General features: G+C 56.7%; 11 protein-coding genes and 3 pseudogenes. 6 read left to right on the forward strand and 8 right to left on the reverse strand.

What is annotated here, in order from left to right; all coding sequences use genetic code 11:
• The first annotated feature begins 700 nt into the window (after positions 1–700).
• Entirely contained in the window at positions 701–3,127 is a 2,427-nt protein-coding gene (locus P9250_RS31450) for a glycoside hydrolase family 3 N-terminal domain-containing protein (RefSeq protein ID WP_310397279.1), read from the forward strand.
• Positions 3,128–3,197: 70 nt separating this feature from the next.
• Positions 3,198–4,019 carry a peptidylprolyl isomerase gene (locus P9250_RS31455; protein WP_310397281.1) on the forward strand — a complete coding sequence of 274 codons (822 nt, stop codon included), beginning with the start codon at positions 3,198–3,200 and terminating at the stop codon, positions 4,017–4,019.
• A 418-nt stretch (positions 4,020–4,437) separates the two neighbouring features.
• On the opposite strand, the pseudogene P9250_RS31460 reads toward P9250_RS31455, so the two are convergent.
• From P9250_RS31460 to P9250_RS31485, 6 genes and pseudogenes are all read right to left on the reverse strand, one after another.
• Positions 4,438–5,803: pseudogene (locus P9250_RS31460) on the reverse strand (IS3 family transposase).
• A gap of 209 nt (positions 5,804–6,012) precedes the next feature.
• Positions 6,013–6,327 (reverse strand): annotated as a pseudogene (locus P9250_RS31465) (transposase); the annotation flags it as partial.
• A pseudogene (locus P9250_RS31470) lies at positions 6,323–6,670 on the reverse strand (IS21 family transposase); the annotation flags it as partial. The pseudogenes P9250_RS31470 and P9250_RS31465, both read right to left, overlap by 5 nt.
• A 152-nt stretch (positions 6,671–6,822) precedes the next feature.
• A complete protein-coding gene (locus P9250_RS31475; RefSeq protein ID WP_310397284.1) occupies positions 6,823–7,791 on the reverse strand; it encodes an IS30 family transposase in 969 nt (322 codons plus the stop codon).
• A gap of 255 nt (positions 7,792–8,046) precedes the next feature.
• Positions 8,047–8,775: an SRPBCC family protein gene (locus tag P9250_RS31480; RefSeq protein ID WP_310397287.1), complete on the reverse strand. Its 729-nt coding sequence runs from the start codon at positions 8,773–8,775 to the stop codon at positions 8,047–8,049.
• A 120-nt stretch (positions 8,776–8,895) separates the two neighbouring features.
• Positions 8,896–9,720: an aldo/keto reductase gene (locus P9250_RS31485; protein ID WP_310397289.1), complete on the reverse strand. Its 825-nt coding sequence runs from the start codon at positions 9,718–9,720 to the stop codon at positions 8,896–8,898.
• Between the two features lie 137 nt (positions 9,721–9,857).
• On the opposite strand from P9250_RS31485, the gene P9250_RS31490 reads away from it, so the two are divergent.
• Positions 9,858–10,775: a LysR family transcriptional regulator gene (locus tag P9250_RS31490; protein ID WP_310397291.1), complete on the forward strand. Its 918-nt coding sequence runs from the start codon at positions 9,858–9,860 to the stop codon at positions 10,773–10,775.
• Between the two features lie 525 nt (positions 10,776–11,300).
• A complete protein-coding gene (locus P9250_RS31495) occupies positions 11,301–12,638 on the forward strand; it encodes a hypothetical protein (protein WP_310397293.1) in 1,338 nt (445 codons plus the stop codon).
• Positions 12,639–13,168: 530 nt separating this feature from the next.
• On the opposite strand, the gene P9250_RS31500 is transcribed toward P9250_RS31495, so the two are convergent.
• Both P9250_RS31500 and P9250_RS31505 read right to left on the reverse strand, forming a co-directional pair.
• Complete coding sequence (locus P9250_RS31500) at positions 13,169–13,606, reverse strand: SET domain-containing protein-lysine N-methyltransferase (RefSeq protein WP_310397661.1); 438 nt, start codon at positions 13,604–13,606, stop codon at positions 13,169–13,171.
• Positions 13,607–13,932: 326 nt separating this feature from the next.
• Positions 13,933–14,211 carry an HU family DNA-binding protein gene (locus P9250_RS31505; RefSeq protein WP_310397296.1) on the reverse strand — a complete coding sequence of 93 codons (279 nt, stop codon included), beginning with the start codon at positions 14,209–14,211 and terminating at the stop codon, positions 13,933–13,935.
• A 1,466-nt stretch (positions 14,212–15,677) separates the two neighbouring features.
• On the opposite strand from P9250_RS31505, the gene P9250_RS31510 reads away from it, so the two are divergent.
• Together P9250_RS31510 and P9250_RS32690 are read left to right on the forward strand one after the other, a co-directional pair.
• Positions 15,678–17,495, forward strand: coding sequence for a site-specific integrase (locus P9250_RS31510; RefSeq protein WP_310397299.1), 1,818 nt, complete (start codon positions 15,678–15,680; stop codon positions 17,493–17,495).
• A gap of 54 nt (positions 17,496–17,549) precedes the next feature.
• Positions 17,550–18,689, forward strand: a complete 1,140-nt coding sequence (locus P9250_RS32690) for a YaaC family protein (protein ID WP_409014996.1) — start codon at positions 17,550–17,552, stop codon at positions 18,687–18,689.
• Positions 18,690–19,134 lie beyond the last annotated feature (445 nt).

Genomic DNA, 19,134 nt, shown 5'->3' on the forward strand with positions numbered 1-19,134 from the left:
GTATATACCGCTGTACAAATTAAATGGCGATTTCTACACTCCGGACGTCTGACAACTGATGAGGCAAGTGCCACGTTTAGTTTGAATTTGGATCTGCTTCCGAATTGCACTTCACTTATCGAATTTGCCTGACAAATAGGTAGGCTCACCGAAGTTGGAGATGACAGGTTTCGAGCGGCGTCCCTAGCCGCATCGATCGAGGCAATCGGCAACCTCCCCATAGCGAGTTCTCAACAATGTGCCAATTAACAACCAATTTTCCCTCCGAATTTGTTTGATCACTAAGTCATACTAATAAACTCGGCGTTCCGCATCAGACCGAGTGACGCCGCAAAGAATATAGGGTCATCGTGAAAGCGGCAGCAGTTTGGGTGTTTCAGTTACCAAAACCCGTTTGGTCGGCATGTGAGCGGACATTGCTCTGCTCAGGGTACATAGGGCGGATCGTCAATCGTTGAGGGTTGGCCTTTGCGTCCGTGTGGTTCATCGGTCTAGCGATGTTTGTAAGAGCAGAACGACCAGATTGGCGCAGCGTTTCAACTGGCTAGCATCAGCGAAATGACGTTTGTTTGCTACTGATGTCTTAACCGGGTCTGCCGAACATGACCAACGAACACCAGTTCTATGACTGCAGTTCCGGCTGCAAACTTGTGTTCCATCACTGCAAAGAATTTCTACGCGTTTTAGGAGACGATACGGTATGGACACTTTCAAAAGCAGCATGCTCGTCGCGGCAGCGATATCTTTGCTGCTGTCTGCCTGTGGTGGGGATAGCAACGTAGAGTCAGAGCTCGACCAAGCCAAGACAATGGCTCACCCGTGGATGGACGCGAAGCTAACTGCTGACCAACGCGCTTCTTTATTGGTGTCTGCATTGACACTCGCCCAAAAAGAGCAACAGCTTGTAACGTCAGGTGCCACTATTGTTCCGGAAATTCCGTCCTGCCTTGGAGCCCGCCACGTGAACGGTATTCCCGAACTGGAAATACCGTCGCTACGGATTACCAATGGCCCGGTTGGTATTGGACAGAATGACTGCGTTCCCACAAGCGTTGATCCCAATAACCTACAAGCAGTGCTGGGAAATCCTTCATCTGCAAAAGCTACAGCGCTGCCCTCCGCCATCGCGATGGCTGCGTCATTTGATCCGGGCGTCGCAACGGAATTCGGCAATGTTGTCGGCATGGAAGCGAATCATTTGGCACTACAGGTATTTGAAGCACCCGGTATGAACCTGGCTCGCCTGCCTGTGTTGGGCCGCAATTTTGAATACTTCGGTGAAGACCCATATCTTAGTGGGACGATGGCCGTTGCGGAAACGCTTGCCGTGCAGAGTAACGGCGTCATTGCAATGGCAAAGCATTTTGTCGCTAATGAACAAGAGACGAATCGCACCGGCGGCCTTGCCGAGAACATTGACGATCAGGTCCTGCACGAGTTGTACCTGCTGCCGTTCGAAATGGCAGTAAAAGACGCCAATGTTGCGGCTGTGATGTGTTCGTACAACTCAGTGAACGGTTACCAGTCCTGTCAAAATCCTGACAACCTTACCGGCGTTCTTCGCAAACAATGGGGTTTCAAAGGTTACGTCCAGTCAGACAACGCCGCCGCCAAATCAACGGTGAACACGATGAAGGCTGGCATGGATATGGAAATTTTCCTAATTTCCCAATGGACGCCTGCCAAGCTGAACGCTGCTCTGGTCGCCGGCACGCTCAACGAGACCGACATTAACAACGCGCTCCTGCCTCGTTATACACAAATGTTCCGGATGGGCATCTTCGATCGTCCGCTCGTTCAGACCGCCATCGACTTCACTGCAGGCGGCACGCATGCGCAATCAATCGGCGCAAAGTCGGCAGTGCTTCTTCAAAACAACGGCGCGCTCCCCTTCCCGAACACCGCTCAGAATATCGTTGTGGTGGGCAAGAAGACACAGGTTTACGCGCAGCAGGCAGTGGCAGGCGGTGCTAAAGTAGGCGTGGCTTTCGGCTTCGGTGGCGGCAGTTCTGACGTTGTGCCAACTTACACTGTCACCCCAGTACAAGGTGTGAAAAACGTCCTTGCCTCGCTTGGAAACACCACGGCATCTGTTCGTCTGATCCTGGTTGACGATGCCAACTCGATGGCCACGATAGACGGTGTGCCTTCGAGCTATAAGGCGGCACTATCTGCCGCAGCTAGTGCGGATCAGGTTATTATTTTTGCTGGTACGATATCTGAGGAAGGCGCTGATCGTGCCTCGTTCGCGACGACTGCTGGTACGGCGCTCTCTGCTGTAGGAGACAACCTAGATTGGTACACGAACACCGCCACTTCAGCAACCACGGCTGCCGCAGCCGGTAACAGCAACACCGTCGCGATGATCCAAGGCGTAATGGGCATGTCGTCCACCACCGGCCGGTCAATGGCGGCCAAAACGGCGTTGGTATTGAAAGATGGAGCCGGCGTCACAATGGACGCGTCACTAGTCGGCAGCTCAGGACCAGCCATCGTTGAAGCTTGGTTCCCGGGTCAGGAAGATGGGAACATCGTTGCTGAAGTGCTCTACGGAACGACTAATCCAAGCGGCAAATTGCCCGTAACCTTTCCCCTCGCGGGCAAGGCATTTATGGGCCAGGTAACACCGTATCAGTTTCCGGGAGTCCTCGAAGGCGGCAAGCCGACGGTCAGCTACGACGAGAAGCTGAACATCGGATATCGCTGGTACAACACCAACTCGATCACACCCGCGTTCCCGTTCGGCTTCGGTCTGTCTTATACCAACTTCGAACTAAAATCCACCTTCACGCCGGCCACAGCTTCGGATTCGAGATACTACGTTAAGACCTCCGTGAGAAACAGCGGGCCACTGGACGGCTCGGAAGTGGTTCAAGTCTACCTCGGTATCCCAAGCAGCGATGCCCTCACGCAGCCGCCGAAGCGGCTAGTCGGCTATCAGAAGATCGCTGTGGCGCATGGCTCTTCGGCTGACACGACAATCGCGATCGACCCGGCAGCGTCCAACCATCCGCTAGGTATTTGGGACAAGACTAGTCAGCAGTTCATAACCCCGCCGGGAACTTACACGGTTTACGTTGGTAATTCATCGGCAAACCTGACGACCCTCGGCACATTTACACGCTAACGCCTGAGCGCTAAAGTCTACACACCACGGCCGATCGCGTCGTGGCGTCTTTCATCTGGAATTCAACCCTATGAAACCCGCTGCCCGAATTTTGATTGCGACTCTAGCCGCCGCTGCATGCAGCGGCGCGAATGCTGGCGATGAAGCGTTTATGACGATCAATGGAGTGCCCATATCGCAAACCACTGCGTCTATGTATGCCGACCATCTGCGCGCTAGTGGGATAAGTGATGTAAGGGCAATCCAAAGCCAAATCCGGGAAGTGATAACCCGTCGGGAATTATTGTTTGAGGCAGCTCATCAATCCGGATTCGACATGAAGCCCGATGTCATCGCTGAAGCGAACACGGCGTATCGCAAAGCCCTCGCCGAAGCTGAGGCGACAAGACAAACCATCATCGTTCGCCGTTATGTTGAGAACTTTCTGGACACTCATCCTGCCACCGACGCAAATCTTCGTGCAATCTATGACCGCATGCACGCAGCAGCCGGGACAGGACAGGAATATAAAGTAAGAGAAGTTGTGGTAAAGAACCAGGCTAAAGCGAACGCCGTTGTTCGCGAGATTAGGGCGGGAGCGAAATTTGACGATGCCCTCAGGGATGCAGGATTATCAGGCCCGGGCTTTAATAGACCTGAGAGTCGCTGGAGTTCCCCGGGCCGCTTCATCAAGCCGGTAGCCGATGCAATCCTAAGGCTAAAGAGTGGAGGAGTGACCGACCCCGCGATAAACGCTGACGACGGATACCATGTTTTGCAGGTAGACGCGACCCGCCCTTTGAAAATACCTCCTTTCGAGGAAATGAAACCAATGCTTGCGATCCAAAGCCAACAGGAGCAAGTTATGTCGATTATCGACAATATGCGGCGGTCGGCCGTCATTCGACAATAGAAATTGCGCGCTGCAGGCGTGCCGTCGGAGCTTCTCCGCGTTCTATGTGCGTGTCGCGCGACTGTTCGAAGAACTGAAAATCGCGCAGCGACGGCAGCTTCATACCCAGGCTTGCGCAATTCGTGAAGCTTCGAGGTGCTGATCCCGACGACCGTGGCCTGCAAGATCTCGACCAGGCCGCGCCCACCACACTGCGTGCACCTCCCGGCGGATTCGGGCAAGTGCGTCTGGATCTTGCGCGGCAGATGTTCGGGCAGTGGCTTGCGCGGTGTCTGTTCCACAGCCGTGCGCGGCGTCTTCGGGATTTCGACCGGTGCCGCGCCAATTGGGGCGTTTGGACCGTCTGGATTGCGCAGCGTTGTCCACTATAGCGTCCACCATTCATGAACTGACCCCCGAAGGTTGGACGGTGTGACAGCTATGCTGTTGCGAGCTGAGACCGGTATGCGACTGGGCTCACGCCTCCTAGCTTCATCTTGATACGTTCGTGTTTGTAGTGAATTTAGTTTTTCAGTCCGGCGTGCAGTTCATCAACGTCTCGAAACTTGTTCAGGTGGAAGAATTCTGACTTCAGTGTGCCGAAGAAGCTTTCCATCGCCGCGTTGTCGAGGCAATTGCCCCGGCGCGACATGCTTTGTTTGACAGAATGCTTGTCCAAAGCCTTCCGATAGACCGGCATTCGGTATTGCCAGCCTTGATCCGAGTGGAGTATGGGTCTGTCGTTCGGTCCGAGGCGCGCGAACGCTCTCTTGAGCATGGTCCTGACCATGTCGAACAGAGGTCGTCGGGCTATCTCGAAAGCGATAACCTCGGCGTTGTACAGGTCGAGAACGGGCGAGAGATACAGCTTCTCGCCACCGACATTGAACTCGGTTACGTCAGTTACCCATTTGTCGTTCGGACGCTTCGCATCGAATCGCCGTTCAAGAATGTTCGGCGCCGCAAGGCCCACCTCGCCTCTGAATGCACGGTACTTTTTCAACCGGACGTACGACTTCAGCCGAAGTTCACCCATCAGGCGCTGAATTGTCTTGTGGTTGATCTTGGTGCCTTCTTGCCATATCACGGCAGTGATGCGGCGATTGCCATACCGCCCCTTATGCTCGTCAAAGATCGAGCGAATCCGGACCTTCAGGCTTGCATACTTGTCGGCAATCCCGAGCGCCTTCTTCTGATAGTAGAAGGTACTCCGTGCCAGGCCCGCCACCTTGAGCAAGCCAGCGAGTGGATATTGTTGCCTTAGTTCAAGCACGATTCGCGCTTTTACTGCTGCGCTTCTTGCTTCTTCGCTTGAACTAAGGCGTCGAGTTTTTTAGGTATGCGTTCTCCATTCGAAGATGATCCAGTTCTGCCAGCAACTCTTTGCGGCTAGGGGAGCTGCCATCATATGACTTCGGCTAAGGCTTTTTAGTTGACGGCTTTTTCATTCTTGGGCGGCGCACGGAAGCGTACGGCGACAAGCCGGCCATGCCGCCTTCGTCGTATGCGTGTTCCCAGTTGCCAATGATGTTGAAATTTCGGATATCAAAGAGGGCTGCAACTTGGCGGTAGGACAATTCGTCATCTCGCATACGTTGCAAAACCGATAGCTTGAATTCTAAGCTATAGGTCGCTCTACGCTTCTCCTGCACACCTTCAGCGCCATGTACGCGGTAAAGCGCTGCCCATCTACGCAGCGATTCTACGTTGATGCCATGACGTCGCGCGACGACCTTGAGCCCGTGATGGCCAGCGCAATAATCCTTAACTGCAGCGAGCTTCGCTTGTTCTGTATATTTTCCCAAGACATTCCCCAAAGATAGGTGCAACCTTCGGGGGTCAGTTCATTCATTTGGTGGACACCAAAGTAGCCAAACTCAACGAGGATATCTACACGGTAATGCAGACGCGCTTACGATGGAGCTGCAAACTCCACTACACGACGATCAAGTCAAAGACGGGTAGACGCCGGGTAAGCGTGGCAGCAGCGACGTCTTGACTGGGATCGTGATTGTCAGGCTGGACTGCGGAGCTGCTCGGCGACGACCCACGGTGTGAGTTCGCTAACGCGATTGATCGCATGGTCAGCGATGCGTGCGAGCGCGTAGCGCAGATACGTCTCAGGATCGATGCAATTGAATTTTGCGGTGCCAACCAGGCTGTAGATGGCGGCGGCACGTTCGCCGCCAGAGTCTGCTCCAGCGAACAGATAGTTGCGACGCCCCATGGCCACCCCGCGTAGCGCGCGCTCGACTGGCAGGTTATCAATTTCGAGCTGGCCATCATCGCAGTAGCGTGTGAACGCTTCCCATCGGTTCAACGGATACCTGACGGAACATAACGTCTTGCTCCTCGCCATGGAGTGCACGCCAGTCACGAATACGACGCTCCAGTGTGCGCCGCACGTTGCTCGGAAGTTCGGGGTGGCGCCGAAGCATCTCGTCCAGTACGGCTATCGGCCGGATGCCGGGAGCGGACTGGAGCAGCGGCACGATCTCGGTGTTTAAGATTGCCGCTAGAAGGTCGGGACGCCGACGCCCACGTGGTGCCTTTTTCTGCGATGGCGGTCGCCGATCGTGATAGATGTGATAAGCCGTGGCGGCGCTGAACCCGGCGCGCGCAGCCGCTTGAGCTGGTCCTTCCTTGAGCGTGTACTTCATGTAGAGCCTCATCTGCTGGTCGTTGATGTGTCGGCCGGGCAACTCAGCCTCCCTTCGCTACATGGAAGCGCTGTTCATACCCGATTTACCGCGACCACCGACAAGGCACCCCGCAGCGGGGCAGACTCCTCGGCGCGGCTCTCATCCTGATTGACGCGCTGCTCTCACCTTGTTTGACGCGCGGCACTCAACAGCCCGTTCGTATTCTCGTTAGAGCCGCGTTGCCACGGATGTTTTGGGTCACAGGAATACACGGCAATGTCAGTGGCAATGTTAAACCGCTTGTGCCCCGCCATCTCGGTGCCTCGATCCCGGGTAAGCGATTTGTAGAGCTCTTGCGGAAGCTTGCCGACGTGTTTGATGAGCGCCTTAGCCACAGTTTCACTGTCCTTGCTGTCAATCTTGACTAGCATCACATAGCGTGTGTGTCGCTCGACAAGCGTAGCAATTTGACTGTTACCGCTGCCGCACAAAAGGTCGCCTTCCCAGTGCCCCGGAACGGCGCGGTCTTCAACCGCGGGGGGACGTTCGCTGATCGAAACAGCATCGCGTATATGACCGTGATCTTCGGTCTTCTGCGTGTGATGACGTGAGCGACGCATGGCACGGGTGCGCCGCAGATGCTCCAGCAGCTCTTTCTTCAGCGCGCCGCGTGCTTGAATAAAGAGCGTCCGATAGATCGTTTCGTGAGACACGTGGAAACCCTCGTTGCCCGGCCAAGTTCGCTTTAGCCATCCGGCGACCATTCCAGTTGCAGCTTTGCTGCCACAAGATTTGCCAGCACCGGTGTCGCGACGAGTTGCATGTCTTTGGGCGCAGCGCCCGCTGCCAGGCAAGCTCATCAGCGGGTCGGCCCGATAGCCTTTCTCGCCGCTGTAGCGCTTGATCTCGCGGCAGATCGTAGACGGCGCTCGCGACAGGCGCCGTGCGATCGATTGAATCGACTCATCCGCTGCGAGACCTATTGAGATTTCTTCGCGCTCGGCAGGCGTGAGCGACCGCTTCGATCGCCGTCGCAGTGGAGGCTGAATTACTCCAGTTTGCCCCAGTTTTCCCGCTACGGATGAATGGTTACGATCGAATAGCTGCGCAATATGCTGCAGCGACTCGCCTGCACGCCAGCGCTCCCACATTAGCGCCTTCTGACTCTCACTCTAGTAAATTTGGGGGTCTCTGTTTCATCGCAACACTCCCGCCGCTCACATGGCGTTATTGTGTTGCATCGACCCGTTGAATCCGCCCCCGACAGCGGGCATTCGCAACAGGTTGGTTGCACGACCGAAACCGAAGTCTTGCCAAACAAAAATGCAGATCGTGGACGACTATTTTTAAGACAAAGACCCCGCAGTCACGCCGCACCTCCCTTTCCGCTTCATGCACGCTCGAACTCAATCGCCTTCCGACACCCACTTAAGGGTGGCCAGCCACAGATCATGACCTCGGTGCATCAGGGCTTCATTGTTCTCTCGCAACTTCTTGGCATCGGCTCCTTTGCCAACCTCATCCATCACTACACGGCAGCCACCGCCCTGCGGTTTCAGATACCAGGTGTGATAAAAGCTCGGGGCGGCGCCGGGAGCATAGCCGTACCAGCCTATTCTTGAGTGAGGCGTGTATTCGTTGATCCGACTTTCCAGACGCAAACCGAATGTTGTCCACCGGAACACGCTCTCTGCTCCGAGCGCCGACGTCTTCGGATTACCGGTTTGTCCCATGATCTGCACGTCGTGTGAATTCGGATACCACTCGGGCCAGTCATTTGCGTCGATGATGTGGTCCCACACGCGCTCGCAAGATGCGTCGATATAAATCTGGTTGTGCGAAAAAAGATCGGCGTTCACTGGCTCGAAACCTTTGGGCCAGTGAATTTCGGTGGAACGCCTTGTGAGGTCGTCACTCATGGTCCTTGCGGGAGAGTGATTCGCTGCGGCCGTTGCGGTCTGCTGGCCGATGGCAAATGCGCTGCCCGGCAGTGCGCCAAAATTCAAAAGTACTGCAGCGGAGACAGTCGCCGCGATTGGGCTGTTAAAAATTGAACGGCTAACGTGGAACCTTTGCGATTCTACCTTTTCGTCTACGTTGTCCAATTTCACGTGCGTTGCTTGATTTAATGACATTTTCCTAGCTCCTGCTCTGGGCAGCTTCGCGCTTTCTAGCTAAGCGTCGATGCGCCGGGTATCGGGTTAAATCGAGCCCATTCGATTCGGGACGGTTGCACGCCTTGAAGCGGCATGTGTTCATTTCGCATCCCAATCCGGCTCGAATGGCGGCCGTACATAGCGTTGATTCTTGGGCAGGGCGGCAATTTTCTGACGGTCTTCGTCGTCGAGATTTAGACGGGTCGCGTTGAGGTTCGACTGCTGGCTTTCGAGCCGCTGCGCTTTGGGAATCGCGACGACACCATCCTGTTCCAGCAACCAGGCAAGCGCCACCTGTGCCGCGCTAGCGCCGTGCTTTTTGCCTATTCGCTCGAGCGTTTCATCTTTTGTGGCACGTCCTTGAGCTAGAGGTGCGTACGCGACCAATGGAATGCCTTGACTTCGGAGGTATGTCAGCATTGTCGATTGATCGAGAAACGGGTGATATTCCAATTGCACCGCCGCTATTGGGGCACCCACGATACTCACCGCTTCGCGGATCATCGGCAGGTTAAAGTTGCATACGCCAATCGCTCGGGTTCGGCCCTCCTCGCGTAACGCGGCCAGCGCTTCCATCGTCGCAGCCATATTCATGTCTCTTGCGGGCCAATGCACCATGTACAGATCGATGTAGTCGAGCTTCAGCTTGGCCAAGCTCGCGTCGAATGCTTGCCGCATGGCCTCGGGGCTCAGCTGGTCGTGCCAGACCTTGGTAGTAACGAACAATTCTTCTCGGCCAAGTCCCGAGTTGGAAATAGCAGCGCCTACCGCTTCCTCGTTGTCGTACATGGCGGCGGTGTCGAGATGGCGGTAGCCAATACTTAGTGCGCCTTCGACAACCGGCTGACAGCCACCTCCTGGCATCCGGAAGGTTCCAAAACCAAGATGCGGAATCTCGATACCTTGTGTAGAAATAGTTTTCATGATTGATCCTTTTGGTGAAACGGACCCCATCGGCCTCGTTTGATGCAAGGATTGCATCGTCTCGCGTTAGAATAAAGTAGGTCATAGTCAAATTATTTTTGACTTTATTCATTAACGTGCGCTTGGGAGATAGTGCAATGACCTTTGACGGACAGCTGTTTGCCGGCATCACAGTACTGGCCGCGGTGGCCGAAAGTCAGAGCTTTACACGTGCTGCAGATGCGCTCGGTCTATCACCCTCGGGCGTCAGTAAGGCGATGAAACGCCTTGAGCAACGCATGGGCGTTCGCCTGATTGAACGAACTACCCGTTCGCTCAAGCTTACTGATGAAGGGCAGCGTCTTTATGACGAGGTCGGTACCCATCTGGTCGGCATCGAAGACGCCGCGGCCAGGGCCTCGGGTTCCAAGAACTCCGTTCGCGGAAGGCTACGAGTGAACGTCGACCCGTTTTTTTCGCGGATCGCTTTGGCGCCATCGCTCGCGGGCTTTTTGCAACAATACCCGGACCTTTCGATTGAGCTGATTATGCGCGACGACGTCGGTGATTTAGTTGCTGACGGCTTTGACCTCGCGATCAGATTTGGCGAGCCTCCAGCGGGGTCTTTCGTGGGTCGGCGGCTGAGCGAAACCCGCGTATTGACAGTCGCCTCACCTGCTTACATTAAGGCGTTCGGCAGACCAGAACACCCGTACGACGTGGAGCGTCACCAGCGAATCTTGTTTTATAACGCCGCAGCGGCACGAGCATTCGAATGGCAGTTTTGCCGTGCCGACGAAGTTGTTGAAGTGACGCCCGCAGGTCATCTGCTTGTTTCAGATGTCGGCACCATGCTCGGGGCCTGCGTGGCCGGCGCTGGCATCGCTCAAGTGCTAGAGCTTGGGGCCGAAGACTTGTTAAAGAGCGGTCAGTTGATCGAGCTCTTTCCGGACTGGCCCAACGAACGTTTTCCGCTTTATGCGTTATATCCGTCTCGTCAGCATTTGCCAGCCAAGGTACACACGTTCATTGACTTCTGCCTTGCTAATTTGGTTGCCCGCCGGCAAAGAACTTAATGACGTACATGTCCTGGCAGTGCCACCAGGAAAGCAAACGCTCGCTGCGTAAATGCATGAAAGTCTGCGTGAGTGCTTGATCGCGCGGGTGTCGGGTCTCTACAAAATCCCAGCAGCCGCCTAGGTCCAGACTAGACGCGCAATTGTTGACGATCTGGGTAAGCGTGTCGAATGTCCCAACTTTACCAATTGGGTTAAGGTCGCCAACGTTGACGTGCGGAAGGCCGGAAAGCGGTGGTCAGCTGCCAGTCCACAGCCGGTGCTCGAATGACGGCAAAGGCCGATGATCCGACGTCGGCGGCAGCGAGCGAATGACCGTTGCACTCAAAAAATCACTTAACGCAGCGGCTTTCGCACGGCCGAGTTGGGTGAGAACTCGGCCCCAACTCCAAAAAATCCGACTTTCAAACGACGGCGTGCCAACGCCCGTTGGAGCGAGGTTCGTCAAGCTTTCGCATCGGGCAGCCAACGTTCCCTCGTCTATAATCCGGCTGATGGTCAATCCGCGTCACTGGAGCCTAAGCTATGAGCCAAACCCGCGGTCGCAGTGCGGGGTACCGAGACAAGGCAAATGGGCGGCAGCCTCACCACCTGTCTAAATCCACTTCTTCGCCCCGCAGCCGTACGCCCTCTCAGTTGCCTTCGAAAGAGCCTACTTCAACGGCGTCAATTATTAAGACGCGATCGTTTCAGTTTCTCGTGAATGCGGTCGGCGCAGAGAATATTGCGTTGGCGCTGGACTCCACGCTGCCACGGGTAGCGGAACTGATGAAAGGCGAAAGATTCACGCCCGAGACTGCTTTCCACATGGAGACCACACTTGGTCTGCCTCATGGGTATTTCGATCAGCCTTACCCCGCTCTTTCGCCCGAACTCCTTCTTCGCTTGAAATCGCCTCTTGAGTTTGCCCGAGCGGACGACGACGCGGACGATGACGTCAAGACGCAGACGCCACCGATGGCGGCCATCCCAGTTATACAAGACCAGCTGTTTGTTGCGGACAGTTCATCCGAGGATGCAAAAATGCCATCTCAGAAAACGAAGAGCTCGCACAGCAATGCGAAAGCCGGTCGAGCTCAACTCGCCAAGCAGCCAGCCGATAAAACTGCTGCAAAAGTGGCTTCCGGTCGACGCGTAGCAATCGAAGCAACGGCGCCTCAGCAACTCAGTCTGCCCGAAGGCGCCACGGTCGAGAACATCCGACGCGCTAACCTTCATCTGCTCACTAAGCGCAACGGATCGAAAGCCAAACTTGGTGTTGTAATGGGAATGAGCGGGTCGAACATGGCGCATCGACTGTATGGCAAGAAGCGCATGGACGAGGCAGAAGCGAATCGCTTCACCAAGCAGCTTGGCTTGCCAGCTGGCTGGTTGGACCAGCCGCGCTCTGAAACGGAGATACCCAAGTCCGTCTCGGCTTTACTCGCGCCCGCATCACGCGTTCGTGCAAACGCTGAAGGACAAGCGTCTCGCGCTGCCACGCTTAATGTCGACGCACCGGATGGATCGGCTCCAGCTGCGTTGGCAAGCGAGACATCGTCCGCTACTGCCAAGCGCGCAAAGGCGCCTGTTGTACCCGAACCTCAGCTCAACAGTGTCGTGGCGGCGGCTGCTCCAATGAACGAAACCGAACAGCCTGATGCAATCGATGTACATACGATCGAAGAGAACAGCCAGCGCGTACCGGCACCTGCGCTTGCAAATGCTGAATCTCTACCAGCTTCGGCAACAACTCTGCAAAGTCTGGACGGTATCTCGCCAATCGCCGAAGCGCTGCTCAAGACATTGGCGGGTAAAGCACGAACAGGTCGACTCGACGAGTTGACGGCACTCGAGCTCCTGCACAAAGCCGTATTGCTTTGACTTGATCCGCGTCGGTTTCAAAAAGCAGTCGTCCGTTTGTCGCGTCCGTCGCGCCTGGATCAGGCCAATCGCGCTGCGGGCGCTATCGCGATTAACGAAGAGAAACCCCGATAAGTGGTCGCCCGTACGCCTGCAGTCCGTCATCCAAACGCTCAATTGCCGTGAAAGCTAGAAGCGTTTGCACCCTTAAGCGTCGAGCACACCGTCTGCGCCGCCTGGTAGCCGTATCCGGCATCCATGCATCGCAAAGTGCACAATCCACAAGCCATCGCGAATGGCGCCCGCTCCACGGAAAACGCGTAGCGGGCGCGTGATCATGATCATTTGGGACTGTCGGGTGTTAGTCGGACGCAAAGGCGCGACATGCAGCAAGCCCGCAACTTTCACAGCGGCGAGCTATGCTGCTGAACAATGTCGACGCTGATGGTGTCGTTGAAAGTGCAAGGTCTCTTATCCGGTTGTAATGATCTGGATAACGCCGTGGCCGCTTCGTGCAGCGGCATCTAAACCGCCGCGCGTGCGAGTGCCGTTCAAACTGCCAACATGGTGCCCCGGCAGCCTGCCGCGCCGCATCGGCAGGCATACAGCTTTTTCAGCGCTAATGTCTTCCGGCCTTCAACGAATAGTCGATAGTTGATGAAAAGCTCCTCGCCCGGCTCAATATCTCGCAACGCTTGGAAGAAGACGCGACTGCCTTGTCGATTGGCTTCACAGTTTGGTTCACAGCTATGATTCACCCAACGCGCTGAGTTGCCGCCCTGCGCCCCGTCGATCACGCGTCCATCTTCCAGATCGAAATAGAAAGTATGGCCGTCTTCCGCCGCTGAACGTTCATAGCGCCGCTGGGCTGTCGCCCAGGAGATGAGCTTGCCTTTGTACTCAAGAATTGTTGCGCCCGCGTTGATTGTGACCAAGGCAAAGACGCCGCGCCCGTCCACGGGCGAGCGACGAGCAAGGAAACGACGTATAGGCATTTGACGATGGAATAATTGTGGCCAGGCAGTCACGACTACACGCGGCCGACTAAGAGCTTGGCATAATGAGATCGAAGCATCCTACTATTTCGTTCATGCTCTCATCGACCGGCCGTCCCTCAAAGCGAAAAGCGTCGCGCGGAACACTCGCCCGCTATCAGGATCGCATTGTTGAGATTTTGGGCGAAGCCCGCGGTCAGCGCGTGATGATTCGATCCATCCACCCCGATGGGCGCGAACGGCTGACGGCGGTGAAGATGACAAATCTCCTACCGCTAGAGAGTCAGCTGTTTTGATTTAGCCTCGCAAGCGTCGCTCGTTCAGCTTTGATTGACGGCATCCTTGAAGCTCTTTCCCGCCGTGAACTTGACGGTCTTGGCTGCCGCAATCTCGATTGCCGCGCCAGTTGAAGGGTTGCGTCCGGTGCGCGCAGCGCGTTCGCCGCTGCCGAAGGTGCCGAAGCCGATCAGTTGTACGGCGTTGCCCGCAGCGACCTCTTTTGAAATTGTGGCTAACACCGCATTAACTGTTTCCTCCGTGGCACCTTTGTTCGTCCCTGCCTGTGTCGCGACGGCATCGATCAATTCCTGCTTGTTCATTGCGATTCTCTCCAAAGTGGTTGAGCGTCATCATACCGAACCTTGAAGGCGGGCGAACCATAGCTCGCGTATCAATCGATACACATTGGTGAGACATCCACGAGATGTGGCGTGCTTTTGAACAGCAGTTGGTGCCTCCCTCTGCGCCTAGCTAACGGCAACGGACCTCTAAATTGGCTTGCCGCCGAGCCTCGTTCATTGCAAGCATAGCCTTCAGGCGTCTGGCATACCGCTTGACTACGTTGGGAAGTTCGGTATTTAGCCACGCGACCCACAAATGGGCGCTCAATCCAAATTCAATGGTGATAAGTCGTATTATCACGCTTGCATTTAATGGCGGTGGTTTGCCGCAGACATCTAGTGTCGTGGGAGCGAAGCCATTCGGTAGTCCAGCGATCATACTCATACATGATGCGAATCGGTCTTTCCTCGTGACTCAATGGGTGCCGCGAATCTACGCCACGCGGAGTTCGTCGCTCGCGCCGACGTCCACCTGTTTCTGTGCGAGCTCTTCGACATCAAGCTCAAGTGTAGACAGCCGGGAAACTTGGACGGGAAGCAACGCGTAGGCGATGCGAAGCTCATGAAGGCGTGCCTTCCAGTAACCAACGCTTATCGGCAAGGGAGCTGATGCTGTACGTACTGCCCCATCACCACTTCCCGCAAATGAGCGAGTTCACGGTCAGCTTCCAGAGAGGTTCGCTTGAGCATGCCGGGCGAAGGAGCGGGGACGTGATGTTTTTGGTCAACTGCGATTGTCTTCATACGCTGTGCATCTCCTGATTCATTGAGACCATCGTATCGAGGCTCTCGAAAAGTCAAGGAAGGATGCGGGCGCGTAACCGGCCACACTCCACTGCGAACCTGGTTCGCAGCGAGCCCTGATCGGAAGGCAAGTGGTTCGCTGCAGCGCCGCGCGGATGAGCGTTTTCGATCGGTGTGACTTGGCTGGATAGCGGGACCGCTTGATCGAAGAGGTCAGCGTCTTTTGCAAAGATGGCTTCCTGCGATCTCTGGATATTTTGATCGACACCAATCGACACATACGCCTTATACACGGGTCCTTGCGGTGCTCGGCGCCTTGGGCACGATCGTCAACGACCAAACTTCTCGAGCGGCATTTCCCATCGCATCGCCCCTATTGTTTAGCCACCCCCATGTAGCCGCTTTCGCGCGGCCGGTTGTGTCATCCTGCGTTCGTTGTCGTTAGCCGCGCGCATCTTCCGGGAAGAATTGATGGGGCTGCGCTCACGATGCGTGGACCGCTGGACTCAAATCGGCGGAAGCCGACGCCTGACGGCGGCGGCAGACAGAGGCTTAATATTCAGCGAACACGACGCGCTCCTGTGACACTCTAATCCTGATAACTCGTATTATCAGGATTACGTTTAATGGGTAAAATTAGGGGGTAAGGCGTCTACGCCCCGTCCCGACGGCCCTCCGAACCACGATAAGAAGCCGCCGCCATGGCTAACCAGCCGCAAATCGTCACGAAAAGCCGCGCCGCGTACACGCGCAATCACTTCGCCGCGTTGCGGGCGTTCGTCCAGCGCGTGCCCGCCGCGACGATCACGCGGCTGTACTTCTCCGAGGACGACGATGGCAACGAGGCGACGCCCGGCTGGGTCGAGTCATTTCTGCGTCGCATGCAGGCGGATTTGGTCGAACTGGCGCTCGAGCACGGCTCGTCGGTGCTGGCCGATCACCTGAAGTCCTCGGCCAAAGCGCACGGCAGCGCGAAGCTGACGGCCGTGACGCTCAAGATGGTCGAACAGGCCGCGCTGTTGGCCGTTGCCAAGCCCGAACCGACGCACGGCGTGGGCATGTGGTTCCGGCCGCTGGTGGCGCGACGGCTGAAAGACGCGGGTATCGGCACACTGGCCGAACTGGTGGACTTCTGTAACCGCCGAGGCGGCAGTTGGTGGCGGGCGGTGCCGCGCATCGGACCGGGCCGCGCACAGCGGGTCGTCTCGTGGCTGCAACGGCATGAGGCCGAACTCGGGCTTCAAGTCGTACCGGACGTCGTGCTGGACGATCCGCTACGCGCGTCCGAGGCGGAGCTTGTCACGCTCGATACGGATTCGCGCGCCCTCGTCCCCCTTGAACGGCTGAGCCTGGCGCACGACCTGGCGGGTGCGAACGGCGTGAACCGCCACAGCAGCTTTCCGTACATCCGAGCGAGTCACGATCTCGACGCCGTCCGGGCGTACTTGCATCACTACCGCGATCAGCCGAAGACGCTGCGGGCCTATACCAAGGAACTCGAGCGTTTCCTGCTCTGGTCGGTCACCGTGAGGCGCAAGCCCCTGAGCTCGCTGCTGGCCGACGACTGCGAGGCCTACAAAGACTTCTTGCGCGCACCTGCGCCCGACTTCGTGGGTCCCCGCGCGTCGCGCGTCAGCGGCCGCTGGAAGCCGTTCGCGACCACGGAACTGAGCTTGGAGAGCCAGCGGTATGCGGTGCGGGCGTTGCGCGCGGCTTTTGCGTGGCTCGTCAACGTGCGCTACCTCGCCGGCAATCCGTGGACGGCCGTCTCAGACCCGATCGTTGTACAGCGTGAGGACCTGATCAAGGTGGACCGCGCCCTGCCGCCCGCGCTGTGGCAGCGCATCCGCGCACACATCGACGCGCAGTGCGGGCGGGAAGACGGCGCCTACTGGCGGTCAATCCGGGTCGCGCTCCTCCTGAGCGGCGACTCGGGTCTGCGTCGAGAAGAGCTGGTCAACGCCAGGCGCGACGCGATGTCCCCGACGCATCATGGCGACGACGAAGAAACGGTCTGGCAACTGTCCGTCGTGGGCAAGCGCAACAAACAACGGACAGTTCCGGTCAGCCCCGCGACGATTGCGGCGCTGACGGCGCATTGGCGCGATCGCGGGCTTGAGTTCGAAACGGCGAAAGACGGCCCGCTCTTATCGACGCTTTTCATTCCTCGAACGACCCTAGGCCAAAAGAAGTACGCCAACGGCACCGCCCTCGCCTACCACGTCGACGGCATCAATAAGATGATCGAATGGGCGATGAGGCGGCTGATTGCCGAGACGAGCAAAGACTTGTCAGTGGACGAAATTAAGCTACTGGCGGGCACGTCGCCACATGCTTTTCGCCATACGTTCGGCACGCACGCGGCAGCCGAGGACGTCCCTCTCGACGTCGTCCAGAAGATCCTCGGACATGCGTCGCTGCAGACCACATCAATCTACGTTCAGGCAGAAAAGCAGCGCATGCTAAGGGAAGCGGCCTCCTTCTACAGCCGCCCTAAAACTCCGACTTCGGTTCAATGACATCGCCCTGGGCGGCGGAACGAGCCCCACTTTCCTGATAAGACGAGGCAGCGATTGATAGAGATCCAATACCTAGAAAGTACTGATAATCTAAGGCGCGCCATCGAGAAGAATCATGGCTGGCGGCCGAACTTGGAACAGGCGCGCGGTATCGCAGCATGTCTCCGGCAAGGCCGACTCTTTTTTGAGGCTGCTAGGCGCAGTCCACTAGAAATACGGCCGCTGGAGCTTTATTACGGCTCATCAGCCTACGCGAAGGCACTCGTACTTTCGAGCGACCGGACGCTAAGACTCGACTCTCTCGAGCAGTCACACGGGGTTGCCGACAAGTCCCCCCACAACGCTCGACTAGGTGATCTTGTCGTACAGATCAACGGGAAAGGTACGTTCGCCCAGTTTAATGATTGCCTCCGACAGTTCCGCCCGTCCGTCCAGACTCTAGGGTTACGGTATAACGGCACGGGTTCGTCCAGTCTTTCTGGAACGCAGATTCGCCTAAAGGACATCCTCGGGCGGATTCCCGGCATCGAAGGAATTTACGGCGCAACGTTTCATGAGCCCGCGAACGTCGACTTCTTGCAGGTGAATGATCGCGATAACAACAATAACGAAGTGTGGGCCATCGCTGCACCAGCGCCTGCTTGGCAAGCCCTCCATTACTTGAAATGGCGGAAAAACGTAGAAGACTTCCTGGTGAGCCTCTCACATTGCCTGAACCGCTTCCCGTTCCTTCGGCGTTGGTTACCGAGAGATGCGTCTTTGTCTGCATCGGGGGGAACGATTACCTTTGTCAATATCGAGGATAGGGGCGAGTCGACCGCAACGGAGTGGCACGGAGGTCCTCTCAAACTGACCCGACAGCTTGTTTACCCGTTCGCAACGTTTGAGCCCAGTCACGACCTAGTGGGGCCCCTATTCGCAGTGCCCGGTCGATTGGATGGCGGGTACTACATCCAGCCGATTAAGGACCACCATATCGCTATTCCGTCTGTCCAGTTTCTCGGGCTCCACCTACTTAGCAGCCTGGTACGTTACCGCCCCGCTACGTGGATGCACTCTCTTTCCGGCTCGTCAGGTGACGCTCGGCCGGCAGACGATGCGATGCTTGCTCTGATAGAGGCTTTCTTGCAGGACGTCCAACGGACAATTCCAGTATTTGTCGCGGAAATCATTAGACCAGGTTTGACTAATTAGACTTTTCGAAAAGCAGGCTTTCGAGCGACATGCGAATCGTTGAGCGTATCTTTTTGCTGCTGGCCATGTCGGCTCCCCTGTCAGTTAAGACGTTCTCAACGCTTGGCAACGCCCTTGCCCGTCTACGCCGCGCCTCCGCCGCCGGCTTTTTACGCCCCGCCTCCCCCGCCGGCCGTTGTCTATCAGACAGCGCCCGCATCGGTCGTCTATGGCGAGGACTGGCGAGACGCGAGTTGCGAGAACATGAATGGCGCGAGCGTCGGGAATGGCGGGAGCGCCAAGAGCACGAGCGCCGACGGGCGTATTACGGCTATTGAGCACCGCGTCCATTCCCAGGTGAGTAAATGGCTTGATGCAGTAGACCGCCCACGGGGCAACGCCTGTCTATTGCGCCTCGCGGCCGTTGCGTCGTTCATTGGTTATTCGCCCCCCCAAGGACCGATAC

Source organism: Caballeronia sp. LP006 (assembly GCF_031450995.1).
Classification (GTDB): domain Bacteria; phylum Pseudomonadota; class Gammaproteobacteria; order Burkholderiales; family Burkholderiaceae; genus Caballeronia.